This is a genomic window from Cryobacterium sp., from assembly GCF_026786305.1.
In the GTDB taxonomy this organism is placed as follows: domain Bacteria; phylum Actinomycetota; class Actinomycetes; order Actinomycetales; family Microbacteriaceae; genus Cryobacterium.
This window is the reverse complement of record NZ_JAJAYI010000066.1, coordinates 1-5,006: the sequence shown is the minus strand read 5'-3', so window position 1 is coordinate 5,006 and position 5,006 is coordinate 1. Positions and strand designations below refer to the sequence as shown.

Here is a 5,006-nt window from a genome sequence, read left to right as displayed (position 1 = left end):
CGCGGCCGGGCGAGGCCACAATGCCAGGGAATGGGCGCAGTAGTGCTCGTGTGCCGACGGCCGGTCGCCGAGAAAACAGAAAATGGCGAGGTGATTCTCATGGCGAGCGGAGCTGAAGAATCCGGCGACGACATGGTTGTCGGTCGAACCAACACCAGCGAGGATCGAACACTGTTGCTGGCAATCAACGGTGACAACGCCCCCGGCGGCTACGGGGAGGACTTCGTTCTGAATGTTTCGACCCAGGGTGACAAGGTGCTCGTTTCTACTCCGCACGGCGTCGATGCGATCCATGCCAAGGGGACGGTGTCTTTTGCAACCGGTGGTGCCATTGGCACTATCCCGGCCGGCAACGGCATCATCGCGCAGGGCCTCAACGGGGTTGTCGGCTACGTGCACGACGTCGCTCGGGACAAGCCACTGGAGAGCTCCGTCGGCGCGGGGCTGCTCGGTGTGGGCGGGGCCAATGCCGCGGGCGTTTTCGGCAGTGGACAGAACGGAATCGTCGGCTATGAGCAGGCGACCGGTCGCGATCTCGCCTTCGAGGCGGGGCAGAAGGCCGGCGTGCTGGGGCGCGGCGAGACCGGCGTCAGCGGTGACGGTGCGAACGGTGCCGGCGTATTCGGTCGCGGCGTTCCCGGCGTTCAGGGGCAATCGACGGGTGGGCCGGGAGTTGTGGCGCTCGGGCTGACGGGCCTGGTCGCGACGGGAACCGGCGGCCCGGGGGCACTCGTCTCGTCGACGTCGGAGCAGGCTGCGGTTTTGGAATCCACACGCATGGCCCAGCTGCTTCTCGTTCCCCTGCGCATCGAAGGCCCGCTGGACCTCAAAAGGTCAACGGCCGGGGAACTACTGACCACAGTCTGGGCTGACAAAGAGCAGCGCGATAAAGAAATCGTGAGTCTCTGGTTCTGCAAGGTGGGCGGCGACCCGACGCAGTCGAACTGGGTGAAGCTCGCTTAGCCACGTTTGCTGCGGATCAACATCCGTCGCACATAGCGCGGGTTAGGCGGGCGGTTGCTCACCGCTGGGGGCTTTCGTATCGACGGGTGCAGTGCTGACCTTGGGCTCGTCGTGGTGCAGTACAACGTGCAGGTCGGCGGCCGATTCTTCTTTCAGACGCTCCCAGGTGGATTTCGATACGTGTTTCATGGTCTGGCTCTCCATTCGTCCCGGTCAGAGACGCGGGGAGGGTATCTCTGAGAAGTATCCTCGACCTCGATGCTGGGGTAATTCGTTGAGAACACACCCAGTGGGCTGTGAAAGCTGTGCCCGAAGGGCGGCTCGGGCGTCGCTGTTTACCCGCGCTTTACCCGCGAGTTCTAGACTGGTATTTTCGCGGCGTGCCGGGCTGCCACGACCTGAACGGGGAATCGTGTGAGCGAGCAGCAGCACAGTGAACCGCAAGGCCGTGCATCGAAAGACCGTGCATCGGCAGGCGCTGCAACGGGCGACAGTGCATCGAAAGACCGTGCATCGGGTACCAGTGAATTGAATGACACCGGGCACGACCAGCATGTGCTGTCGGCGGGCCACCGGGCCACGCCGGCCCGCACCCTCGCCGACATTCTGGCGCACACTGCGGCCCGGCACCCCGATGCCCTCGCCCTCGAAGACGCGGCCGGCACGATCAGCTACCGGGGCCTGCTGCGGCGGGTGCAGGCCCAGGCCAACGCGCTGAGCCTGGCCGGGGTGCGCCGCGGCGATACCGTGGGCATTCGCATTCCCTCGGGTACCCGCGACCTCTACGTGTCGATTCTGGCCACGCTGTTCGTGGGGGCCGCCTACGTTCCCGTCGACGCCGATGACCCCGAGGAACGCGCCCGGCTGGTCTTCTCCGAGGCACACGTGGTCGGCATCATCGGCGAGAACAGCGTGTTCGCGCCGCGCGCGGCACTCGACCTGCAGGCGCTGAAGTGCAGACCGGTGCCGGCCCGCGACGACCCGGCACTGGTCTATCCCGCCGGCACCATTCCCACCCCCGACGACGACGCCTGGGTCATTTTCACCTCGGGCTCGACCGGGGTGCCCAAGGGCGTCGCCGTCACCCACCGTTCGGCGGCCGCCTTCGTCGACGCCGAGGCGAACCTGTTTCTGCGCACCGAGCCGATTGTTCCGGGTGACCGGGTGCTGGCCGGTCTCTCCGTGGCCTTCGACGCGAGCTGTGAAGAGATGTGGCTGGCCTGGCGCAACGGTGCCTGCCTGGTGCCGGCGCCACGCTCCCTCGTGCGCAGCGGCGCCGACCTCGGCCCCTGGCTGATCGCGCACGGCATCACCGTCGTGTCGACCGTGCCGACCCTCGCTGCTTTGTGGCCAGAGGAATCGCTCGAAGCCGTGCGCCTGCTCATTTTTGGCGGTGAGGCCTGCCCGCCGGAACTGGTGGCCCGCATCAATACCCGCGGCCGCGAAATCTGGAACACCTACGGCCCGACCGAGGCCACCGTTGTCGCCTGCGGAGCCCTCGTCGACGGCGTGGGCGAGATGCGCATCGGGCTGCCGCTCGACGGGTACAACCTCGCCGTCGTTGACGCTCAGGGTGAGCGGGTCGCCGAGGGAGAGACCGGCGAACTCATCATTGGCGGCGTCGGCCTGGCCCGCTACCTCGACGCTGAGAAAGACGCCGAGAAGTATGCGCCGCATCCGCAGCTCGGCTGGCAGCGCGCCTACCGCAGCGGCGACCTCGTACGTTTCGACCGGGCCGGGCTCGTCTTCGCCGGCCGTGCCGACGACCAGGTGAAACTCGGCGGCCGACGCATCGAACTGGGCGAAGTGGATGCCGCCCTCAACGCTCTCGACAAAGTGGCCGGCGGCGCCGCCGTGGTGCAGATCACTCCGGCCGGCAACCACGTACTCGTCGGGTACATCGCCCTCACCGACGGCTCGGCGCCGTTCGACCGGCAGGCCGCCCTCATCCGGCTGCGCGCGGAACTGCCCGCCGCGCTCGTGCCGCTGCTGGCGATCGTCGACTCCCTGCCGACGCGCACCTCGGGCAAGGTCGACCGGGCGGCACTGCCCTGGCCACTGCCCGATGCGCTGCCCGGGTCGGCCGACGGCGCCGACGACGCGGGGGAGCTGTCGGCGACGGCGGCGTGGTTGGCCGAGGCGTGGGCATCCATCTTGGGAGTGCCGGTCGCGGGGCCCGATGATGATTTCTTCGCCCAGGGCGGCGGGTCGCTCTCGGCGGCCCAGTTTGTCTCGGCCGTGCGCGCCCGCCACCCCGAAACCACCGTCGCCGACCTCTACGACCACCCGCGCATCGGGTCGCTCGCCGACGAGCTCGACGCGCGCACGCCCGTCACCCCGCCGGTCGTGCGTGAGGTACTGCCGACACCGGCCCGCAGCCAGCTCGCGCAGACGCTGCTCGGTATTCCCCTGCACGTGCTGAGCGGTGCCCGCTGGCTGGTCTACCTCGCCATCGCGAACAACCTGCTGAGCCTGGCCGGCGCGACCTTCGCGCCGACCCTGTCGTGGTGGTGGGTGGCGCTCGGGTTTGTGCTGTTCGTGACCCCGCCCGGCAAGATGCTCATTGCGGCGGTCGCCGCCCGCCTGCTGCTGCGGGGCGTCTTGCCGGGCAACTACCCGCGGGGCGGGTCGGTGCACCTGCGGCTGTGGCTGGCCGAACAGATCGCGCTGCTCGTCGACGCGGCAAGCCTTGCCGGTGCCCCCTGGATCAGCTATTACGCCCGGGCTCTCGGCGCAGAGATCGGCCCCGATGTTGACCTGCACTCCCTGCCGCCGGTGACCGGCCTGCTCACCATCGGCGCCCAGGCCTCGATCGAACCGGAGGTCGACCTGGCCGGCCACTGGATCGACGGCGACGTGCTGCGCATCGGCCACCTGCACGTGGGCGCCGACGCACGCATCGGCTCCCGCAGCACCCTGCTCGGCGGCACCCACGTGGGCAACGGCGCCGAGATCGAACCCGGCGCCGCGGTGTCGTCGCGGGTACCGGCGGGGGAACGCTGGGCCGGTTCTCCGGCGCGGCGGGTCGGCTCGGCGCGCCGCCCGTGGCCGGCTGAACGCCCGCCGCGGGCCAGCCGCTGGCTCGGCGCTTTCGCGACCGGGTCGGTTGCGATGACCATGATTCCAACCATCGCGCTCGTGCTCGGCGCGGTCATCGTGGGCGCCGTCGTCGGCCACGCCGACAGCCTCGGCGTGGCCGTGCTGCGCGCCGCCCTCATCATGCCGGTCGCCGTCATCGCCGGCGGCCTCGCCTACGCGCTGCTCGTGATCGGGGCCGTGCGCGCCCTCGGTACCGGCCTGCGCGAGGGGTATTACCCGGTGCGCAGCCGCATCGGCTGGCAGGTCTGGATGACCGAACGCATTCTCGACGGCGCCCGCACCGTGCTGTTTGTGGTCTACGCGAGCCTGCTCACGCCCACCTGGCTGCGACTGCTCGGTGCCAGGGTGGGAGCCAACGTCGAGGCGTCGACCGTGCTGTTGCTGCCCTCACTCACGACCATCGCCCCGGCCGCGTTTCTCGCCGACGACACCATGGTGGCCTGCTACGAACTCGGCGGCGGCTGGATGCACATCGGCCCGGCCAAGGTGGGCCGCCGGGCTTTTCTCGGCAACAGCGGCATGGCCGGTCCCGGCCGCACCGTGCCGCGCAACGGGCTCGTCGCGGTGCTCTCGTCGACCCCGCGCAAGGCCAAGCGCGGGTCGAGCTGGCTCGGCAACCCGCCCGCCCGACTGCGGCGCAAACAAACGGATGCCGACGACTCCCGCACGTTCCACCCTCCCGTTCGGCTGAAAATAGCTCGATCACTGTGGGAACTGCTGCGCATCGTGGCCGGCTTCACCAGCGCCTGGATCGCCCTGCTCGTGCTCGCACTGCTCGACCTGCTCTGGCTGCAGCTCGGCCTCGGCGCGGCGATCGCGCTGTCGGGCGTGGTCATGCTCGTCGCCGGCGCGGTGGCCGCCGGCGTCACGACGGGGGTCAAGTGGGCGCTGGTCGGGCGCATCGACGCGTCGGAGCATCCGCTCTGGTCATCGTTCATCTGGCG

At 69.4% G+C, this 5,006-nt stretch carries 2 protein-coding genes and 1 pseudogene; 2 read left to right on the top strand and 1 reads right to left on the bottom strand.

From position 1 onward, the window contains the following. A pseudogene (locus LH475_RS07345) lies at positions 1-963 on the top strand (hypothetical protein); the annotation flags it as partial. Positions 964-1,005: 42 nt separating this feature from the next. Here LH475_RS07345 and LH475_RS07340 read toward each other — a convergent pair. Next, positions 1,006-1,152: a hypothetical protein gene (locus LH475_RS07340; protein ID WP_196844454.1), complete on the bottom strand. Its 147-nt coding sequence runs from the start codon at positions 1,150-1,152 to the stop codon at positions 1,006-1,008. A gap of 339 nt (positions 1,153-1,491) precedes the next feature. Here LH475_RS07340 and LH475_RS07335 point away from each other — a divergent pair. After that, a partial coding sequence (locus tag LH475_RS07335) for a Pls/PosA family non-ribosomal peptide synthetase (protein WP_297413201.1) occupies positions 1,492-5,006 on the top strand: 3,515 nt, incomplete at its 3' end.

Coding starts and splice junctions, on each gene's coding strand:
- LH475_RS07340 (WP_196844454.1), bottom strand. CDS start 1,152: ATGAAACACGTATCGAAATCCACCTGGGAGCGTCTGAAAGAAGAATCG.